Here is a 19,287-nt window from a genome sequence, read left to right as displayed (position 1 = left end):
TTCCATGAAGGGGATGAACGTTCTTCATGCGGAGCGCGCCGGGACGGTGGCGGGGAGACGGGGGAGGGGCCGATGAGCCTGCGGCAGATGGAGTACCTGGTCACGGTCGTCGAGGAGTCCTCGTTCACGCGCGCCGCCGAGGCGCTGCACGTGACGCAGTCGGCGCTCTCCCACCAGATCAAGGCCCTCGAACGGGACGTCGGCGGGCCCCTGCTGGAGCGGCTGCCGCGCGGGGTGCGGCTCACCGCGATGGGCCGCGCCTTCCTGCCCGACGCCGAACTCGCCGTCCGCAGCGCCCGGCAGGCCCGCCGCGCGGCTCGCGCCGCCGCGGGCGCCGACGGCGGCGAGCTGCAGGTCGCCACCCTGCACGGCCTCGCGCTGGGCGTGCTGCCGCCCGCCGTCGCCGCGCTGCGCGCGCTCTACCCGCGGATCACGCTGGTGCTGCGGGAGTACGTCTCGGAGGACGAGCTGCTGGAGCACATGGCGCGCGGCGTCGCCGATGTCGCCGTCGGCTACCGGCCGCGCGAGTGGGACGGCCCGGTCCGGGAGTTCGGCACGGAGGAGATCGTGCTGGTCGTCCCCGCCGACGACCCGCTGTGCGGCACGGGCACGGTGCGGCTGGAGCAGTTGGCGGACCGCGCCTGGGTGCGGTGCGGCATGGAACCGTGGGTGGAGGGCCTGCCGTTCCTGGACCTGGTGTGCGGAAGGGCCGGGTTCGTGCCCCGTACGGTGCTGCGGACCGAGCACTCGACGACGGCCGCGCGGATGGCGGCCGGGGGAGCGGGCGTCTCCATGGTCTCCGCGCACCTCGTGCCCGAACTGGTGCCCGCCGAGCAGCTCCTCGCCGTCGATCCGCCGTGGCGCCGGCCGATGACCGCGTTCTGCCGGTCCCGTACGGGCGGTGCCGCGGATGTCTTCATACGGATACTGACGGACGACCTTGCTGGACAGGGGGTTGAGCCCTCCGGAGAATGCTGGTCATGACGTCTCTCGATCCCGGTCCCGGCCCTCCGCGTCTCTCCGACGCGGACCGGGAGCGCGCCCTCGGGGTGCTGCGCGAGGGTGCCGAGCAGGGGCGGCTGTCGCCGGACACCTTCGTCCGCCGGATGGAGGTCATTCTCCAGGCGCGGTGGCAGGAGGAGCTGCACGCCGTGCTGCACGACCTCCCGGGGCGCGTGCCGCGCAACCGGTGGTGGTTCACCGCGGTCGGGCGGGTCTCCGCCTTCCCGGGGAAGGTCCGCGAGGCGTGGCGCAGCCAGCGCCTCCCCGAGCTGCTGCTGCCCGAGCCCGGCCCGTACCCGGTGCTGATAGGCCGGGCACCGGGCGCGCTCCTGCGGCTGAACGACGACACGGTCTCGCGGGCCCACGCCCGGCTGACGTCCGTGGGCAGCGGCTGGGTGCTCCAGGACCTCGGCTCCCGCAACGGCACCTGGGTCAATGGCGGCCGGGTCACCGGCGCGGTCCCGGTCCGCGTGGGCGACCAGGTCCGCTTCGGGCAGGTCGCCTTCCGCCTCTCGTCCCCCGGCCAGCCGGGCCAGCCGGGGCCCCCGGCCGGGCCCCCGGCGGTCCCGCCGCGCCCGCAGAGCCCGCCGCCGGGCCCGGCGGCGGGCTGAGGTCAGTCCGCCTCCTCCCGCACCAGCAGCGCGACCGGCCGCTCGGCGAAGAGGCGGTCCAGGCGGCAGCGCCCGCCGATGACGGGCGGCGGGGGCGCGTCGCCGGGCGTGAGGAGGTCGTACCAGGTGCCCTCCGGAAGCGGCAGTTCCGTGCCGCCCCAGCCGCCCGCCTCCTCCAGCCGCAGCGACAGCCGCGTGACGGCGGTGACGACCTGGCCGGAGCGGGCGAACGCCACGCAGTGCCCGGCCGCCGCGCCCTCCGCGTGCAGCGGAGCGTAGTCGGCGGCGTCGAGGAACCACTCGGGGTGCCGGGCCCGGAGCCGTAGCGCGGCGGTCGTCAGGCGCCGCTTCTCGCCGCCGTCCGGGCCCGCCTCGTCGGGGAACCGCGCGGGGCTCCGGTTGTCCGGGTCGACCAGCGCGCGGTACGGGCGTTCGGTGCCCTGGTAGAGGTCGGGCACGCCCGGCATGGTGAGGTGCAGCAGCGCGGCGCCGAGCGAGTTGGCCCGCGCGTACGGGGCGAGGGCGGCCCGGAGGGCGTCCAGCGCGCGGGCGCCGGGGCCGGGGCCGTGCGCGGCGGCGGTGACGTACTCCTCGACGGCCGCCTCGTAACCGGCGTCCCGCTCCGTCCAGTTGGTGCGCAGCCCGGCCTCCCGTACGGACTTCAGCACGGCGGGCAGCAGCCGGTCCACGGGCGGCGGCACCTCGCCCAGGCCGAACGCGGTCTGCCACAGCAGCCAGGCGACGTGCCCGTCGGGAGCAGCCGGTTCCGGTCCCGGCTTCTCCCCGGCCGTCGTCGCCGTCGCCGTCGCCGTCGCGCGCAGGAGGTCCGCCCAGCGGTCCGGGCACTCGCTGAGCACCGCGAGCGCGGCCCGTACGTCCGCGCTGCGCTTGGTGTCGTGCGTGGAGAGCGCGGTGGCGGTGAGCGGCCGGTCGCGCTGGAGGCGGGCGCAGTACGCGTGGAAGGCGGCGGGGGAGACGGCCGGACGGCCGGGGTCGCCGCCGACCTCGCAGGCCGACAGCAGCGGCACATGGCGGTAGAACGCGGTGTCCTCGGCGGACTTGGCGCGCAGCGCCGACGACACCTGCGCGAAGCGGGCGGGGAAGTCGCCGCCGTACGGGCCGCCGTAGGGCCCGCCGTGCGGCAGGCCCAGGGCCAGGTCCCGTACGACGTCCACGGCGGCGGCCTCCTCCGGCACCCGGAAGACGGCGCGCGCCCGCGCCGCCGCGCGCTCCAGCATCGCCACGTCGCCCGGGGCCGGGGGCGTGCCGGGCGCGGGGTACGGGCGGTAGACGGGCAGCCGCACCAGCAGCTCGCGCACGGCCGCGCGCAGCGCCCAGGGCGCGTGGTCGCGCAGCGCGAGGTCCGGCGCGCTCGCGCAGGCGCGCACCGCGAGCCGGGTCAGCCGCTCGACCTCGGCGGCGAGGTCGTGCACCACGACGCGGTACGCGGCGCGCCGCAGCGTCGCCTCCCACTCCCCGCCCCGGTCGGCGGGCGCGCGGGTGAACTCCCGGTGGAGCGCGGTCAGTTCGCGGGCACCGTCCGGGTCGACCAAGAGGCCGTCGATGTGGCGCAGCGCGTCGTAGCCGGTGGTACCGGCGACGGGCCAGTGCGAGGGCAGCGCCTCTGCCGTGCCGTCGCTGTCCGTATCCGTATCCGTATCCGTATCCGTGTCCGTGTCCGCCGCGAGGATCTTCTCGACGACCGTCCAGCGGCCCCCCGTCGCCTCGTGCAGCCGGCGCAGGTAGGCGGCGGGGTCGGCCAGGCCGTCCGGGTGGTCGACGCGCAGCCCGTCCACCACGCCCTCGCGCAAGAGCCGCAGGACCGTCGCGTGGGTCGCCTCGAAGACGGCGGGGTCCTCCACCCGCACGGCGATCAGGTCCGAGATGGTGAAGAACCGCCGGTAGTTCAGCTCCGTGCGGCCCAGCCGCCACCAGGCGAGCCGGTAGTGCTGGGCCTCGCACAGCTCCGGCAGCGGCATGCCCTCCGTGCCCTCGCGCAGCGGCAGGACGCGGTCGGCCCAGCGCAGCGTGCCGCTCTCCACCCGCATCCGGGGCAGCTCCTCGTGCAGCCGCCCCCCGAGCACGGGCAGCAGCACCCGGCCGCCGCCCGCCTCCCAGTCGATGTCGAACCAGCGGGCGCGGGGCGAGCCCGGCCCGTCGCGCAGGACCTCCCAGAGCGGCTCGTTGAGCCGTACGTCGGCCGGTACGGCCATGTGGTTCGGCACGATGTCCACGACCAGCCCGAGGCCGTGCGCCCGCGCGGTGCCCGCGAGGGCGCGCAGCCCGCGCTCGCCGCCCAGCTCCTCGCGCACGGTGGCGTGGTCGGTCACGTCGTAGCCGTGCGCCGAACCGGGCACGGCCGTCAGCACGGGGCTCAGGTGCAGATGGGAGACGCCGAGCCCGGCCAGGTACGGCACGGCGCGTTCGGCGGCGGCGAAGGGGAAGTCCGGCTGGAGCTGGAGCCGGTAGGTCGAGTGAGGAGCGGCGGGGACGTCTCCACGTGTCATGCGAACGTACGTACCCGGCCGGGGCCTTTTCGTGCGTCCTGTCCGTCCCCCGGGGGCGTCCGTACGGGCTAGCTTGCGGCGATGCGTACGGCGAGGCGTACGGCGACGCGCTCCGCGATGACGACGTACCGGCTGGTGATCGGGCTGGGCGGCGGGCCGCTGCTGCCCGCGCTCTCCTTCCTCGGGCGGCTGCCGACGGCCATGTGCCAGCTCGGCACGCTGCTCCTCGTCGCCCGGACGAGCGGCAGCCTCGCGACCGCCGGGCTCGTCGGCGGGGCGCTGGCGGCGGGCCAGACGGTGGGCGGCCCGTACGTGGGGCGGCTCGCCGACCGCCTGGGGCAGCGCCCGGTGGTGCTGGCCGCCTCGCTGCTCGACGCGTGTGCCGTCGCGGCCCTCGTCGCGGCGGCGCTCGGCCGGGCGCCGACCGGCGCGCTCGTCGCCCTCGGAGCGGCGGCGGGGCTGAGCGTGCCGCAGATCGGGCCGCTCGCGCGGACCCGTACGGTCGCCCTCGCGCGGAAGGCGGGCGCCGACGAACGCACGGTCGGCGCCGCGCTCTCCCTCGAAGGGACCCTGGACGAGGCCTCGTTCGTCCTGGGCCCCGCGCTGGTCGGGGTCGCCGCGACCGTGGCGCACCCGGCGGCGGCCCTGGCGCTCGGCGCCGGGCTGCTCGCGGTGTGCGGCACGGCCTTCGCCGTCCACCCCACGGCCCGCGCGGTGGCCCCCGTACGCCAGGGGGCGGCCCCCGTACACCACGGGGCGCGGCCGCGCGGGCCGTACGCCCGGCGGGGCGCGGTCCACGCGCTGCGCGCCTCGGCCGCGCTCCAGGGCGCGATGTTCGGCGCCTGCCAGGCCGGGATCACCGCGCTGACGGAGGAGCTGGGCGCGCCGGGCCAGTCCGGGCTCGTCTACGCGGCGATGGGCGTCATGAGCGCGGCGGTCGGCCTGGCCATGGCGTCCGTGCCGCCGTCCGTGTCCCTCGCGGCCCGCCGCCGCGCCGCGACGGGCGCCGCGCTCGTGTTCGCCCTCCCGCTGCCGGCGGTGGACAGCCTGGTGGGGCTGTACGTCACGGTCGTCGTCCTCGGCAGCGCGTACGCCCCGCACCTCATCACCCTCTTCGCCCTCACCGAACGGGCCGTTCCGGCGGGCCGTCTGGGCGAGTCGATGGCGTACATGACGAGCGGCATCATCGGCGGCCAGGCCCTCGCCCTCGCCGTGAGCGGGCCGCTCGCGGAGAGCAGGGGCCCGACGGCCGCCTTCGCGGTCGCGGTCACCGCGGCGGCCTGCGCTCTGGCCCTGGCCCTGGCCTCCCGCGACCGGGACCGTCAGGACCGGGCAGGGGCTGCCCCTGGCCGCTGACCGCAGGCTGCGGCCGTCGTCGTGGCCGAGCGCGCAGTTCCCCGCGCCCCTTGAGGGCGCTCCTCGGAGCGCCCTCAGCGAGGCCGGGCCGTCTCCAGGATGCGGGGCGGGAGATACGGGGTGACGACGCGGGTGTCCCAGCCGCGGCGGCGGGCGTGGCAGGTCAGGGCGAGGATGTCGAGGTTGACAAGGGCGTCGGGGCCCCGGCCGCGGTCGGCGACCGCGTAGTGGTCGCGGTGGGTCTCCAGGGCGTCGAGCAGGGCGAGGTTGAAGCTCTCCTCGTCGCCCTCGACGAGCTGGGAGAGGAGGACGGCGGGCGGCGGGAGGAAGCCCTGGCCCTCGGCCTTCTCGGCGTCCCGCACGGCCCGTTCGGCCGCCGGCTCGGCGTCCTCGGCACGCAGATAGTCGAGGAGGGCGCGGCGGTACGAGGTGAAGGCCGCGCCCGAGCGGTCGGTGCGCAGCCGGGCGGCGCCGGAGAGGACCAGCGGCGCGAGGTCCTCGCGGACGCCGGTGACCAGTGCCGCGTTCACGGCCGCGTGCCACAGGCCCGGGCCGGCGTGGCGGCCGTCGTCGGCGGGGAAGACGAGCGTCGTGCCGTCCAGCTCCACCTCGACCTCGGTGCCGGGCTCGGCGAGGACGGTGCGGAAGAGCGCGGCGCCGAACCGCGAGGCGCGGCGCACGGTGTCGAGCTGGCCCTCGCTGCCCTCGGCGGACTCCCGGGCCCGGTACGTCACGAGGGTGATGAGCTCCTTGAAGGCGCGGGACAGGTCCACCACCCTGCCGCGGCCGGGCTTGCCGGACTTGCCGGGCGTGAGGGCGTCCCCGACGATCTCCTCGAAGATCTCCACGGCGTCCATGCTGAAGTACATGTTCAGATCGCCGGGCCGCTCGAAGGCGACGGGCCCGGCGGCCAGCTCGGCGACCGCCTCCTCGCGCCGGTCGCGGCCGAACGCGCCGACGCGGGCCCCCGCGCTCTCGAACCCGGTCACCAGGGCCCGCGGCAGGTATCCGCTCTCCACCGGCGGTTCCCAGCCCTGGTCGCGGTGGGCGAGGGCCGCCAGCGCGAGCGGCGTCAGGGGCAGCAGGTCCCGGGGGAAGGAGCCGCCGACCTCGGCCGTGTGGCGCAGCAGCGCCGTCAGGGCGTAGTCGAACTCCTCCCGGTCGCCCGCCGCGAGGGCGCGCAGGCCGCGCAGCGCGAGCGTGTCGGGGTGCTCGGGCCGCTCCACGCGGGTGAGCGCGGCGTCCAGCGCGGCGAGGGTGTCCTCCGGGGGCAGCGGCCAGGGCGCCTCGTCGTCGTCGGTGATCCCCAGCACGTACGCCATCAAGCCGGCCGCGAGTTCGGCGGCGGGCTGCCCGGCCTGCCCGATTCCGGCCGTCTCCAGGGCGAAGCGGAACGCCTCGCCGTGCCGCTGCGTGGTGCCCGTGAGCACCGTGAGGCAGAAGGCGTCGCGCCAGTCGAAGACGCTCACGGTCTCGCGCTCGCCGTCCATGTCCTGGTCGTACGACATCCCGAAGTTGACGTAGTTCAGGAAGACGTGGAAGGAGCACAGGGGGAAATAGGCGGCGAAGGCCACCATGCCGGCCGCGGCCTCCGACGCGTCGCCGAGGGCCGCCCTGGCCTCCGCCGTGTCCAGGTCGGGGTGCTGGACGGAGAGCGCGCCCAGATAGTCGCGGAACTCGTCGGCGATCATCTCCCAGTCGAAGGTCCCCATACGCCCGGCCTTCGACATGGAATTGACGGTGGACCCGATCCTGTTGATGAAGTCCTCGCGGGCCGCCGTGAGCGCCGCCTCCTCGACCTGGTGCCGCTCGATCCGCACTGCCGTACCCCCGTGTCCGTGCCGTCGTCCGCCGATGATGAACGCCGATCACCCTAAGGGGAGGGTCCGACAGCCGGGGCCCGGGCCCTCACAGCGGGCGCTGGAGCACCACCATGCCGCGGTCGGTGACGGTGACCGTCTCGCCCGCCTGCACCTTGTGCCCGCTGCCCGCGGTGTACGGCTCCTCCTGCGCGGTGTCGACGATGACCTCCCATTCGCGCCCGTGGTTGACGGGGATGACGAAGTCGAGGGCCTCGCGGTGGGCGTTGACGAGGAGGAGGAAGGAGTCGTCGGTGATCCGCTCGCCCTGGGGGCCGGGTTCGGAGATCGCGTTGCCGTTGAGGAAGACCGTGAGGGAGCGGGCCTGCGCCGCCTGCCAGTCCCGCTGGGCCATCTCCTCGCCCTCGTGCGTGAACCAGGCGATGTCGGACAGCTCGTCGTGGGTGCCCTCCATGGGGCGGCCGTGGAAGAAGCGGCGGCGGCGGAAGACGGGGTGGTCGCGGCGGAGCCAGACCATGGTGCGCACGAAGTCGCAGAACGGGTCGGCGGAACCGGAGGAGCCGGACGCGCCCGACGAGGGCCCCTGTTCGGGCCAGTGCACCCAGGACAGCTCGCTGTCCTGGCAGTAGGCGTTGTTGTTGCCCTTCTGGGTGCGGCCGAACTCGTCGCCGTGGCTGAGCATCGGCACGCCCTGGGAGAGCATCAGCGTCGCGATGAAGTTCCGCCGCTGGCGGCGGCGGAGCGCGAGGACCTCCTCGTCGTCGGTCTCGCCCTCGGCGCCGCAGTTCCAGGAGCGGTTGTAGCTCTCGCCGTCCTGGTTGCCCTCGCCGTTGGCCTCGTTGTGCTTGTGGTCGTAGCTGACCAGGTCGTTCAGGGTGAAGCCGTCGTGGCAGGTGACGAAGTTGATGGAGGCCAGGGGGCGGCGCCCGTCGTCCTGGTAGAGGTCGGAGGAGCCGGTCAGGCGCGAGCCGAACTCGGCGAGGGTGCGGGGCTCGCCGCGCCACAGGTCGCGGACGGTGTCGCGGTAGCGCCCGTTCCACTCGGTCCACAGCGGCGGGAAGTTGCCGACCTGGTAGCCGCCCTCGCCGACGTCCCAGGGCTCGGCGATCAGCTTGACCTGGCTGACGACGGGGTCCTGCTGCACCAGGTCGAAGAACGAGGAGAGCCGGTCGACCTCGTGGAACTGCCGGGCCAGGGTGGCGGCGAGGTCGAAGCGGAAGCCGTCGACGTGCATCTCGGTGACCCAGTAACGCAGCGAGTCCATGATGAGCTGAAGGACGTGGGGACTGCGCATCAGCAGTGAATTCCCCGTGCCCGTCGTGTCCATGTAGTAGCGCGGATCGTCCGCGAGCCGGTAGTACGAGGCGTTGTCGAGCCCCCGGAAGGAGAGCGTGGGACCGAGGTGGTTGCCTTCCGCCGTGTGGTTGTAGACGACATCGAGGATGACCTCGATCCCGGCCTGGTGCAGGGCGCGCACGGCGTGCTTGAACTCCAGCACCTGCTGCCCCCTGTCGCCCCAGGAGGCGTAGGCGTTGTGCGGGGCGAAGAACCCGATCGTGTTGTATCCCCAGTAGTTCACGAGTCCCGCGTCGGCGAGCCGGTTGTCGGTGACGAACTGGTGCACCGGCATCAGCTCCAGCGCCGTCACGCCCAGCTCCGCCAGGTGCGCGATGACCGCGGGGTGCGCGAGCGCCGCGTACGTGCCGCGCAGGTCGTCGGGCAGCTCGGGGTGGAGCATGGTGAGGCCCTTCACATGGGCCTCGTAGAGCACGGTGCGGTGGTAGTCCGTCCGGGGCGGGCGGTCGTCGGCCCAGTCGAAGTACGGGTTGACGACGACCGAGGCCGCGGTGTGCGGGGCGGAGTCCAGGTCGTTGCGGCGCTCGGGGGCGTCGAAGTGGTAGCCGTAGACCGCCTCGTCCCAGTCGATGTCGCCGCTGACGGCCTTCGCGTACGGGTCGAGGAGCAGCTTGGCGCTGTTGCACCGCTGGCCCCGCTCGGGCGCGTACGGGCCGTGCACGCGGAAGCCGTAGCGCTGGCCCGGCATCACGCCCGGCAGATAGGCGCGCCGGACGAAGCCGTCGGACTCACGCAGCTCCACGGCCGTCTCGGAGCCGTCCTCGTGCAGCAGGCACAGCTCGATCCGCTCGGCCGCCTCGGAGAACACGGCGAAGTTCGTCCCCGCGCCGTCGTACGTGGCGCCCAAGGGGTACGCCTGTCCCGGCCAGACCTTCATGGGTGCGTCTCTCCCCGCTCGTCGTCTCCGGGTGGGTACCCGGTGGCCCCTGCCGCGCCCGTAGCACCGCAGCATCCTTGCGCAGCCGTGGCCCGCCGGGCGAACCCCTGCGTCCTCTTCCCCTCCGTATTCCCCCGCGCGGCCGTACGGGCGGATGTACGAGCAAGGGAAGTTGACGGGGGTTCCGGGTGTACGCCGTCCGGGGGCGCAGTAGTCTTCCTTGATCGAACAATGGGGCGCGGAAGGCGGTGCGCAGTTGGGCTCGGGAGGGCTTGAACTCCCCCCAGGCGACGGCGGCGAAGGGGGCGAGGGCGATCGCGGCGCGACGGGGACCGGGACAGGGGAGGCCGGGGCCGAGGGCGGCCTCGGAGAGCGGCAGCCGGGCACCGTCCCGCTGGCGCGCCCGATGGAGATAGGCGCCGACCTCTACTGGGGAGCGGACGCCTGGTCGGAGGTGCGCACCCGCGCGCAGCGCGCGGGCCGGGCCTACATCTGGCTGAACCTGGTCGAACAGCGGCTGCGGGCCGTCGTCGCGGCCGTGCTGCGCCCGATCTACGAGCCGGTGCACGGCGAGGAGTGGGTCATCGCCGCGGCGGGGCCCGCGGGGCAGGAGTGGGTGCAGCGCGCCGTGGCCGTGCGGGAGGTGAGCCGCCGCAAGGGCTATCTGCTCGACCCCGCCGACGACAACATCCTCTCCTTCCTCACCCTGCCGCAGCTCCGGGAGCTGATGGTGCAGCACTGGCCCTGCTTCGAGCCGTACTTCGAGGACCGCCGGGACGTCGAGCTGGCGCTGGACGAGCTGGAGGTCGCGCGCAGCGCCGTCGCGCGCAACCGCGCGCTGTCCGAGACGGTGCTCGCGCAGGCCGAACGGATGTGCGCGCGGCTGCTGGACCTGCTGGGCGCCTCGCGCGAGGACGCGCCGTCCGGCGGGCGGCTGCCGGTGGACGCGGTCGAGGAACTGGTGGGGGACCGGTTCGCGGACGTCGTGAGCGTGCACGCGGACCGGGTGCGGCTCCAGCGGCAGCTTCCCGCCGAGGACCTGTTCGCGGGGGCGCGGCGGCTGGACGCGATGGGGATAGGGCTCAATCTGTTGGTGCAGAACTACAGCGGGCGCCGTCTGGTGCGGCTCGCCGAGTCGGGCTGCCGGGTGCGGCTGCTCTTCCTCAACCCGGCCAGCAGCGCGGTGCGGCGCCGCGAGCGCGAACTCGGCCTGAAGAAGGGCGAGCTGAGCCGTTCCGTGGAGACGAACATCCTCCATATGCGCCGGGTGCGCTCGCGACTCCGGGACACCGGCGCGTTCGAGATCCACGTTTTCGACGAGACGCCGCGCTTCACGGCGTACATGGTCGACGGGGACGGCGCCGACGGGCTCGCGGTCGTGCAGTCGTACCTGCGGCACATGCGGGGGATGGAGGCGCCCGTGCTCGTGCTGCGCGGCGGCTCCCGCGACCTGGTGCAGGAGCAGGGCTCCGCCGCCCGCGCGAAGCCGCTGGACGAGACGGAGAACGGGCTCTTCCCCGTCTACCGCGAGGAGTTCGAGTCCTTCTGGACGGATTCGCGCCCGGTGTCCTGAGAGCCGGTGTCCTGAGCCCGGTCTCCTGAGACCGGTGCCCTGAGAGAGCCCGCCCGCCGCCACGGCGGGTTCTCTTGTGCCGGTTGTGCGAGACGAACCGTCTCGTCTATCTTACGGATATGCCCACCGCACCGCGCCGCAGCGCGCACATCGCCATGTTCAACATCGCCGCCCCCGGCCACGTCCACCCCGGCCTGGAGGTCGTCCGCGAGCTGGTCGCGCGGGGTCACCGGGTGAGTTATGCGATTCCGGACGCCATGGCCGACCTCGTCGCCTCGACGGGCGCCGAGCCGCGTCCGTACACCTCGACGCTGCCCTCCGACGACCCCGCGGACTGGGGCTCGGGCCCGCTCGACAACATGCGGCCGTTCTTCGACGACGCCGTCCAGGCCCTGCCCCAGCTCGAAGTCGCGTTCGAGGGTGACGTGCCGGACCTCGTCCTGTCGGACTCGACCTCGTACCCGGCCCGGGTCCTCGCGCGGCGCTGGGGCGTCCCGCAGATCCAGCTCACGCCGCACATGGTGGCGTGGGAGGGCTTCGTCATGGAGGACATCAATCCCGAGTACGCGCAGATGAAGCGCTCGGAGGAGGGCAAGGCCTACTTCGCCGCGTTCCGCTCCTGGCTGGACGAGCAGGGCGTCGATCTGGACGTCGAGGAGTTCACCGGCGTCCCCGAGCGCTCGCTCGTGCTGATCCCCAGCGCGATGCAGCCGAACGCGGAGCTGGTCGACCGCGAGCGGTACACGTTCGTGGGCACCTGCGGCAGGACCGAAGGGCGCGGGGAGGAGTGGCGGCGCCCGGCGGCGGCAGAGGGGAAGCGGCTGCTGCTGGTCTCGCTGGGCTCCACGTTCACCAACGAGCCGGAGTTCTACCGCGCCTGCCTCCAGGCCTTCGGCGACCTGCCCGGCTGGTACGTGATCCTCCAGATCGGCAAGCACGTCACCCCCGAGGACCTCGGTCCGCTGCCCGGCAATGTGGAGACCCACCCCTGGGTGCCGCAGCTCGCGATCCTGGAGGAGGCCGACGCGTTCGTGACCCACGCGGGCATGGGCGGCAGCCAGGAGGGCCTCGCCACCGGCACCCCGATGATCGCCGTCCCCCAGGCGGCCGACCAGTTCATGAACGCCGGCATCCTGGAGGGGCTCGGGGTCGCCCGCCACGTACCGAAGGAAAAGGCCACGGCGGACGCGCTGCGTGCTTCGCTGGCCGAGCTGACGTCTTCTCCGGAGACCACGAATCGCCTCGCGGAGTTGCGCCGCGCCACGACAGAAGAGGGCGGCGCCCCCCACGCCGCGAACCTCATCGAGGCGACCTTGCGATAGCGGCGCCCACCGATGCGCCGTGCCCGGACTTCGGGGCTGGGTTCGGGATGCCTCGTGCTGTGCTTCGCGGGCTGCGGCTGCGCCGTGGCTTGTCGCGCAGTTCCCCGCGCCCCTGAGGGGGCAGGCCCCGAGGTGTCGTGACCGGTCGCGCCCGCGCGGCGGAGCCGCACATCAAGCACAGGCTCGCGCCCCTTAACGGGCAAGCCCCGAGGTCGGGTGCGGGGATCTTGGGGGTGCGTCAGGGCAGGGTGGATGCGAGGCCGGTCAGGAGGGCCGATAGGCCTGTGGTGAAGAGGGTGTCGAGGGAGAGGTCGTAGCCCTCTTCTCCGAGTGACGCGAGCCAGCGGCTGTACGAGGGGTACGCGTCCGGCGTGACCAGGCCCGCCATCTCCCGCTCCTGGCCCGCCAGCCACTCGTCCTCCGTCATGCCGGAGGCCGCCTCGGCATGGGCCTCGCGCTCCAGATGGACGGCGAGGCCCTGCACGTACCCGTACAGCAGCACGTTCACGTCGAACATCCGCGAGGGCGGCAGCCCCAGGCCCTCCAGGGCGCCGAGGATCCAGTCCGAGTACGCCAGGACGTTCGGCGCCATCAGCGGGCGGTTGATCGGGCCCGCGTGGGCGAGCCAGGGGTGCGCGCGGTGCAGCTCCCACAGCGCCCGTGCCCCCGCCTCCAGCCGGTCGCGCCAGAACTCCGGTGCGGGGCGGGGGAGTTCCAGCTCCCCGTACACCGCGTCGGTCATCAGCCGTACGAGATGGTCCTTGCCCTCGACATGGCGATAGGGCGACATCGCGGCCGTACCGAGCCGCGCGGCGACGGCGCGCATCGAGAGCGCCCCGAGCCCCTCCGCGTCGGCGAGCGCGACGGCGGCGCGCACGACGCGCTCCCGGCTCAGCTCCCGGCCCATCTCCCCCTCCGCGCGGCGCGGGGGAGTGGGAGCCGCCTGCCGCCGCACTCGGCTCCGCTCCGCGACCACCGTGCCCACCCGTGGCCGGGCCGTGACCGTGCCCTCCTGGCGCAGGGCCGTGAGGGCCTTGGTCGCTGTGGCCAGCGCGACGTTCCATTCCGCCGCGAGCCGCCGGGTCGAGGGGACGCGCTCGCCGGGGGCGAGTTCGCCGTCCTCGATCCGCCGCCGGATCTCCGCCGCGATCCGTAGATACGGCGGTGTGATCTCCGTCACCAGCATCCCCTCTCGGTGGCTGTACTAGCACAGAGGCTAGCGGCGACGAGGGCGGCGGCCCGCCGCGCTGACCTAGTACAGGGCAAGGGAAACCGCACTTGGCGGCCGCACGCGTACGCCGTACGTTCGAAGCATTCAGCGATTTGGGAGGCAGTCATGAGGACCGTACTCATCTCCGGTGCCGGCGTCGCCGGGCTCACCGCCGCGTACTGGCTGCGTCGCCGCGGCTTCGCTCCGACCGTCGTCGAGCGCGCCCCCGCCCTCCGGCCCGGCGGACAGGCCCTCGACGTGCGCGGCGTCGCGCTCGACGTACTGGAGCGGATGGACCTGCTGGCGGAGGCGCGCGCCCTGCGCACCCGGATGCGGGGCATGTCGATGGTGGACGGCGAGGGGAACGAGCAGTGGCGCTCGACCGAGGTCGCGCTCAGCAGCGGGCGGCTCGACGGCGGGGACATCGAGCTGCTGCGCGACGACCTGACCGCGCTGCTGTACGAACGGGCGCGGGACGGCGCCGAGTTCGTGTTCGGCGACCACCTCACCGCGCTCACCCTCGACGAGCACGGCGCGCATGCCGAGTTCGCGCACGGCGCTCCGCGCACGTTCGACCTCGTCGTCGGCGCGGACGGGCTGCGCTCGGCGACCCGGCGGCTCGCGTTCGGGCCCGAGGGCGGCTTCCTCCACCCCCTCGGCCAGCACGTCGCGGTCTTCAGCTCGGACAACTTCCTCAAGCTGGAGGACTGGCAGGTGTGGATGCAGCACGAGGGCGCGGGCTACTGCGTCTATCCCGCCCGCGGCAACGCCGAGCTGCGCACCACCATCGGCTTCACGGCGGAAGGCCCCGAGGAGTACGACCACCGGGACACGGACGCCCAGAAGGCGCTGCTCGCCGCGCGGCTCGGGCACCTCGGCGGCGATGTGCCCCGGCTGCTGGAGGCGATGCGCGAGGCGCCGGACTTCTTCTTCGACGTGATGGCCCAGGTGCGGATGGAGAGCTGGGTGACGGACCGCGCCGCGCTCGTCGGCGACGCGGGGTACTGCCCCTCGCCGCTCTCGGGACAGGGCTCCAGCCTGGCGCTGGTCGGCGCGTACGTCCTCGCGGACGAGCTGGGGAAGGCCCCGGAGGGCGGTCAGGGGGCGGCCCTGGCGCGGTACGACGCGCGGATGCGGCCCTTCGTCGCGCTCAACCAGGCGCTCGCCACCGAGAATCCGGGCCACGGCCCCTCGGAGGAGTCCATGGAGCGGGCCAAGAACGCGATCGACCTGGGGCCGCTGTCATAGCCGCCGCATAGAGTGCGGCACATGACCTCCTACGCGGCGCTGTTGCGCGGCATCAATGTCGGAGGGCACCGGAAGGTGCCGATGGCCGAGCTGCGCGAGCTGATCGCGGGGCTCGGCTGGACCGATGTGCGCACGTACCTCCAGAGCGGGAACGCCGTCTTCGTCACCGACGAGGCGGACCCGGGCCCGGCCCTGGAGCGGGCCATCGCCGGGCACTTCGGCTTCGAGGTGCGCTGCCTCGTGCGGACGCACGAGGAGCTGCGGGAGGTCGCCGCGGCCTGCCCGCTGCCCGTCGCCGAGCTGGACCCGGCCAAGGTGCTGGTCCTCTTCCTGGAGGACGAGCCGCCGCCGGACCGCTTCGCGGGGATCGACGCGGGGGCGTACGCGCCGGACGAGTTCCACCTCGTGGGCCGCGCGGTGTACTGCTACTTCCCGCAGGGGATGGGCCGCAGCAAGCTCCCCGACGCGCTCGGCCGGGTCCGCCCCGCCCTGGTCTCCACAGGCCGCAACTGGCGCACGGTGCAACGGCTGATCGAGCTGACGAGCTGACGGGCTGATGAGCTGAGTGAGCTGACGGGCTGAGTGAGCTTGTCGAGTTGATCGAGCTGAGCAAGTTGGTCCGGTGTGAGGGGATTTCTGTGAAGTGACGCACGTTGCGTGCGTCACACCTGTCCAATCGGCTTGAGCCGGGGCCCGCGTATCAGACAGGGTTTCGAAACTGGATCGGGTTTGTGAAGGGATCCTTCACAAACCCCTGTGTCCCCCCACCACTTCGGAGGCTCCCTCGGCATGGCAAATCACGTGTCCCGTAACAAGAAGCGCCGGATATCCCTGGCGATCGGCGCCGCTGTCGCCGTCGCCGGCGGTGCGACGCTGCTGACACTCCCCGCGGGCGCGTCCCCGGCCGAGGGCACCGTCTACGGCGCCGACGCGAAGGACGCGGTCAAGGGCAGCTACATCGTGATGCTCAAGGACGGCTCCGGCGCCCCCGGCATCAAGGCCGCGGCGAACGGCGAGGACCTCGCGGAGGAGTACGGCGGCAAGCTCAAGCGCGCCTACAAGTCCTCCGTCAACGGCTTCTCCGCCTCCGGCCTCAGCGCCCAGGAGGCCCGCCGCCTCGCCGCGGACGACAAGGTCGACAAGGTCGTCCAGAACCAGCGCTTCACCATCACCGGCACCCAGAGCAACCCGCCGTGGGGCCTGGACCGGATCGACCAGGCGAAGACCACGCTCAACAAGAAGTACACCTACCCGGCCGGCGCGGGCGCGGGCGCCACCGCCTACGTCCTCGACACCGGTGTCCGCATCGGCCACAAGGACTTCGGCGGCCGTGCGTCGTACGGCTTCAACGCGTTCGACGGCAGCAAGAAGGCCAACGACAAGCAGGGCCACGGCACCCACGTCGCGGGCACCGTCGCGGGCGGCAAGTACGGCGTCGCGAAGAAGGCCAAGGTCGTCGCGGTCAAGATCCTCAACGACAACGGCTCGGGCACCACCGAGTCCGCCGTCGCGGGCATCGACTGGGTCACCAAGAACCACAAGGGCCCCTCGGTCGCCAACATGAGCATCGGCGGCCCGAAGGACGCGGCGATGGACGCGGCCCTGAAGAAGTCGATCGCCTCCGGCGTCACCTACGCCGTCTCGGCGGGCAACGAGAGCCGGGACGCCTCCTCGCAGAGTCCCGCCCGCGTCAAGGAGGCGCTCACCGTCGCCGCCAGCGACAAGGCCGACAAGCAGGCCGACTTCTCGAACTACGGCAAGCTCGTCGACCTCTACGCCCCGGGCGTCAACATCGTCTCGCTGAGCAACAAGAGCAACACCGGCACGGCGACCATGTCCGGCACCTCGATGGCCTCGCCGCACGTCGCGGGCGCCGCCGCGCTCTACGTCGCCGGGCACAAGACGGCGACCCCGGCGCAGGTCGCCTCGGCCCTCACCAAGGGCGCCACCAAGGGCGCCATCAAGAACCCGAGCGCGGGCACGCCGAACAAGCTGCTGCGCGTCGTGAAGTAACACCCGGCTCTTCCGAGGGCCCCGGCCGCCGCGTCCTTCCCCCACGGGGCGCGGCGGCCGTCCTCGTGCTCATGCCGTTCCGGCCCGCGGCGTGACGAACGCCCGCAGCGCGTCCTTCGGGGAGTCCGTGCGGACCGCCAGGGAGAACAGGCGGGCCCCGGCGAGGCTCAGCACCAGGGCGCAGGCGACGATGATGCCGGCGCTGGTCAGCATGTCGCCGGTGGTCGTCTCCTGGGTGATGTACTGCAGCGGGACGAGGATCGCCGAGAACGGCGGGACCTTGCTGACGACGTCCACCCAGGCCGCGCCCGGCTGCTGCAGGGCGACGACGCCCACCAGGAACGTCAGCATGTTGATGAGCTGGAGCGGCACCGTCACGCTCGGCACGTCGTCCGGCTTGCGCATCATCGCGCCGATGCCGCCGTAGATGACGCCCATGAACAGGAAGCCCAGCAGATACCAGAGCAGCACGATCCAGCCGATGCCGAGCACGATGTCGAAGGTGGATCTGTCGCCGCTGGCGAGCAGCAGGCCGAGGGCGGCACCCGCCATCGCGCCGGTCTGCACGAGCCCGGCGACCCCGGCGCCGATCACCTTGCCCCAGAGCAGGGAGAGCGGCTTGATCTTGGGCAGCAGCAGATCGACGACGCGGTTACCCTTCTCCTCCATCATCGCCTGGGTGACGGCCGAACTCATGCCGACGATCTGGCCGAAGAGCAGCACCACGACCAGGTAGCCGATCATGGAGCGGGAGACGTCCTCGGAGTCGTCGTGCACCGCCTTGAGGTGGACGGCCGGTGCCTTCTCCCCGGAGCCGTCGCTGAGCAGCGCGAGCTGGAGCCGGGCCGTGACGCTCTCCAGCTCGGAGAGCTGCGAACTCTCGTACACCTTGCCGTCGATGGCGCGGGGCTTGAGCGTGACGACGAGCGGTCGGTCCTCGGTGGGCGTGGCCCCGGCGGGCGCCGCGCTCACGTCGTTGTCCGGCAGCAGCTTGGCGTACTGCTCGACCTGCGCGGGCTTCGCCCCGGCGACCGCGACCTCGGGGTGGTCGCCGCCGCCCCCACCGATGATCTTCGGGACGAAGATCAGGCCCGCGATGATCAGCACGCTGAATCCGATGCTCATCAGCGCCGTACGGGAGAACGTCCGGGTCCTGATCTCCCGGGCCAGGACGAGGCCCAGGGTGGTCAGGGCCCCGGTGCGCTCACTGCTCCTCGTCGCCGTCATCGCTGCTCACCTCCGCGAAGACATCGCTCAGGGTCTGGCGGCGCCGGGAGAACTCGGTGACGTCGCCGAACCGGAGGCACTCGCGCAGCACCCGCGCCGAGCTGTCCGTGTCGCACGGCACCGCGAAGGTGGTGCCGTGCAGCAGCCGGGCGCCCGGCACGGCCGCCGCCAGCTCCTCGGCCCCGGGCGCGCTGCCGTCGCCGAAGGTCACCATGGCCACGGCGCCGCCGCGGTCGCGGAGTTCGTCGACCGGGCCCTCGGCGACCACCCGGCCGTCCTTGAGGATCACGGCCCGCTCGCAGATGCTGTCCACGAGGTCGAGCTGGTGGCTGGAGAAGAAGATCCCCGTGCCGCGGCCCGCCGCCTCGTGGAGGATCTCCGACATCGCGGTCACGGCCGCGCGGTCGAGCCCGGAGAACGGCTCGTCGAGGATCACCATGCGCGGGCCGCCCAGCAGCGAGGCGATGAGCTGGACGCGCTGCTGGTTGCCGAGGCTGAGCGTGTTCAGCTTCGACGCGCGGTACTGGCCGATCGCCAGCCGCTCGATCCACGCGGCGACCTCGTCACGGGCCTCGGCCTTGGGCATCCCGTAGAGCCGCGCGAGGTAGACGAGCTGCTGTTCGACCTTCATGTCGGGGTAGAGGCCGCGCTCCTCCGGCATGTAGCCGATCGCGGCGCGGAAGGCGTCGCTCACCTCCTCGGAGCCGACGTGCACCTGGCCCTCGTCCGGGTGGAGGAGACCGGTGATGATGCGGATCGAGGTGGTCTTGCCGGAGCCGTTGTTGCCGACGAAGCCGGTGATGGTGCCCTGCGGGACGGTGAAGCTGACCCGGTCGAGGGCCACGCGTTCGCCGAAGCGCTTGGTGACGTCGATGACCCGCAGGTCGCTGTCACGGCGCGCAGAGTCCGCGCCCGTGTCCGGGTCCGCGGCGGGCCCGGCCCGCTCGCCCGTCGTGCTGGTCCGGTCGGTCAGGGACGTCATCGGGCTCCTTTCTTCTTCCCCCACGCGATGGCGGTGACGGCGGAGATCGCCGCCGCCGTGCCCAGGCTGGTCAGCCAGACGGTTCCGGTCAGCCCGTCGTCGCCCCGGTAGGTCGCGAGGAGGATGGGGGTGGTCAGGACGAGGACGAAGACGAACCAGAGAGCTGTGCTGCGTGTCATGGTG

General features: G+C 73.3%; 15 protein-coding genes. 8 read left to right on the top strand and 7 right to left on the bottom strand.

The features are described 5' to 3' along the window. The first annotated feature begins 72 nt into the window (after nt 1-72). Together ABD343_RS21265 and ABD343_RS21260 are read left to right on the top strand one after the other, a co-directional pair. Nucleotides 73-984 (top strand): LysR family transcriptional regulator, encoded by a 912-nt coding sequence (locus tag ABD343_RS21265; protein WP_344530555.1) that lies wholly within the window; start codon nt 73-75, stop codon nt 982-984. Continuing rightward, entirely contained in the window at nt 981-1,613 is a 633-nt protein-coding gene (locus ABD343_RS21260) for an FHA domain-containing protein (RefSeq protein ID WP_344530553.1), read from the top strand. The genes ABD343_RS21265 and ABD343_RS21260 overlap by 4 nt, the downstream gene beginning before the upstream one ends. A gap of 2 nt (nt 1,614-1,615) precedes the next feature. Here ABD343_RS21260 and treY read toward each other — a convergent pair whose 3' ends face one another. Continuing rightward, nucleotides 1,616-4,120 carry a malto-oligosyltrehalose synthase gene (gene treY, locus ABD343_RS21255; RefSeq protein WP_344530551.1) on the bottom strand — a complete coding sequence of 835 codons (2,505 nt, stop codon included), beginning with the start codon at nt 4,118-4,120 and terminating at the stop codon, nt 1,616-1,618. Between the two features lie 81 nt (nt 4,121-4,201). Here treY and ABD343_RS21250 point away from each other — a divergent pair, with 81 nt between their 5' ends. Further along, nucleotides 4,202-5,476: an MFS transporter gene (locus tag ABD343_RS21250; protein WP_344530549.1), complete on the top strand. Its 1,275-nt coding sequence runs from the start codon at nt 4,202-4,204 to the stop codon at nt 5,474-5,476. Nucleotides 5,477-5,550: 74 nt separating this feature from the next. Here ABD343_RS21250 and ABD343_RS21245 read toward each other — a convergent pair whose 3' ends face one another. Together ABD343_RS21245 and glgX are read right to left on the bottom strand one after the other, a co-directional pair. Then, the gene (locus tag ABD343_RS21245) at nt 5,551-7,296 is read right to left on the bottom strand and encodes an immunity 49 family protein (RefSeq protein WP_344530547.1); all 1,746 of its coding nucleotides are present in this window, start codon (nt 7,294-7,296) and stop codon (nt 5,551-5,553) included. Between the two features lie 88 nt (nt 7,297-7,384). Further along, the gene (gene glgX, locus ABD343_RS21240) at nt 7,385-9,529 is read right to left on the bottom strand and encodes a glycogen debranching protein GlgX (RefSeq protein WP_344530545.1); all 2,145 of its coding nucleotides are present in this window, start codon (nt 9,527-9,529) and stop codon (nt 7,385-7,387) included. A gap of 256 nt (nt 9,530-9,785) precedes the next feature. Here glgX and ABD343_RS21235 point away from each other — a divergent pair, with 256 nt between their 5' ends. Next, nucleotides 9,786-11,102 carry an SAV2148 family HEPN domain-containing protein gene (locus tag ABD343_RS21235; RefSeq protein WP_344530923.1) on the top strand — a complete coding sequence of 439 codons (1,317 nt, stop codon included), beginning with the start codon at nt 9,786-9,788 and terminating at the stop codon, nt 11,100-11,102. A 119-nt stretch (nt 11,103-11,221) separates the two neighbouring features. Continuing rightward, nucleotides 11,222-12,424 (top strand): macrolide family glycosyltransferase, encoded by a 1,203-nt coding sequence (locus tag ABD343_RS21230; RefSeq protein WP_344530543.1) that lies wholly within the window; start codon nt 11,222-11,224, stop codon nt 12,422-12,424. 238 nt (nt 12,425-12,662) lie between these two features. On the opposite strand, the gene ABD343_RS21225 is transcribed toward ABD343_RS21230, so the two are convergent. Continuing rightward, nucleotides 12,663-13,610, bottom strand: coding sequence for a GntR family transcriptional regulator (locus tag ABD343_RS21225; RefSeq protein WP_425578235.1), 948 nt, complete (start codon nt 13,608-13,610; stop codon nt 12,663-12,665). 150 nt (nt 13,611-13,760) lie between these two features. Here ABD343_RS21225 and ABD343_RS21220 point away from each other — a divergent pair, with 150 nt between their 5' ends. From ABD343_RS21220 to ABD343_RS21210, 3 genes are all read left to right on the top strand, one after another. Further along, nucleotides 13,761-14,882, top strand: a complete 1,122-nt coding sequence (locus ABD343_RS21220; RefSeq protein ID WP_344530541.1) for an FAD-dependent monooxygenase — start codon at nt 13,761-13,763, stop codon at nt 14,880-14,882. Between the two features lie 21 nt (nt 14,883-14,903). After that, on the top strand, nt 14,904-15,431 hold the full coding sequence (locus tag ABD343_RS21215; protein WP_344530540.1) for a DUF1697 domain-containing protein: 528 nt from the start codon (nt 14,904-14,906) through the stop codon (nt 15,429-15,431). 240 nt (nt 15,432-15,671) lie between these two features. Further along, entirely contained in the window at nt 15,672-16,895 is a 1,224-nt protein-coding gene (locus ABD343_RS21210) for a S8 family peptidase (protein WP_344530538.1), read from the top strand. 69 nt (nt 16,896-16,964) lie between these two features. Here ABD343_RS21210 and ABD343_RS21205 read toward each other — a convergent pair whose 3' ends face one another. The 3 genes from ABD343_RS21205 to ABD343_RS21195 are packed head-to-tail and all read right to left on the bottom strand — an operon-like array spanning nt 16,965 to nt 19,283. Continuing rightward, nucleotides 16,965-18,122 (bottom strand): ABC transporter permease, encoded by a 1,158-nt coding sequence (locus ABD343_RS21205; protein ID WP_344530537.1) that lies wholly within the window; start codon nt 18,120-18,122, stop codon nt 16,965-16,967. Next, complete coding sequence (locus ABD343_RS21200; protein ID WP_344530535.1) at nt 18,100-19,104, bottom strand: ABC transporter ATP-binding protein; 1,005 nt, start codon at nt 19,102-19,104, stop codon at nt 18,100-18,102. Before ABD343_RS21200 ends, ABD343_RS21205 begins: the two co-directional genes overlap by 23 nt. After that, complete coding sequence (locus ABD343_RS21195) at nt 19,101-19,283, bottom strand: hypothetical protein (RefSeq protein ID WP_344530533.1); 183 nt, start codon at nt 19,281-19,283, stop codon at nt 19,101-19,103. The genes ABD343_RS21200 and ABD343_RS21195 overlap by 4 nt, the downstream gene beginning before the upstream one ends. Nucleotides 19,284-19,287: the final 4 nt, after the last annotated feature.

Origin of the sequence: Streptomyces albiaxialis, from assembly GCF_039530985.1 — a bacterium.
GTDB lineage: Bacteria > Actinomycetota > Actinomycetes > Streptomycetales > Streptomycetaceae > Streptomyces > Streptomyces albiaxialis.
This window is presented reverse-complemented; position numbering and strand designations above follow the sequence as displayed.